Source organism: Vibrio sp. 2130-1 (assembly GCF_033339515.1).
On record NZ_JAWOUT010000609.1, the window covers coordinates 1 to 549 of the forward strand.

Sequence of the window (549 nt, forward strand, 5' to 3'; positions counted from 1 at the left end):
CTATCCGCCAATACGGTAAATAGCGTGAAACAAGGTTCGTCTATTACTCGTACCATTCAAATCAAAGCTCGCGGTACACAAGCCGAATACTTACCGCGTATTACTATGGATTACCCGAACGCCTTACGCGTCTACCCTGAACAGCCTCAATTCGACACAGCAAGAGATGGCACGGTAATCATGACGGTAAAGCAAGTGCTGATCCCAACAGAAGCTGGCGAATTCACGCTGCCAGGCTACGCACTGAATTGGTGGGACAGTAAAAGCGATGAAGCAAAGCAGGCAAACTTGTCTGAGCTGAAACTGAATGTGGAACAAAGCGATGCAGGCTTGATTACCTTACCTGAAACCGCGCTTCCTATACCAACCGTTTCAAATGCAGCTCCTGCCCAACAAAATGGCGTCGATAAACTCTGGCAAACGCTCACTTTTGTTTTTGCAGGCTTGTGGATTCTTACTTCCGCAATTGCATTCGTAATTTGGAAAAAGCGTCCTGTTGCTTCCACAGAACCATTGTCAGCATCAGAAAAACCACTTTGCGTTGAAGCG

The 549-nt window shown here is 47.0% G+C and carries 1 pseudogene; it reads left to right on the top strand.

Annotated features, from left to right (window positions below):
- Positions 1-549, top strand: a pseudogene (locus R7Q09_RS27680) (protein BatD); the annotation flags it as partial.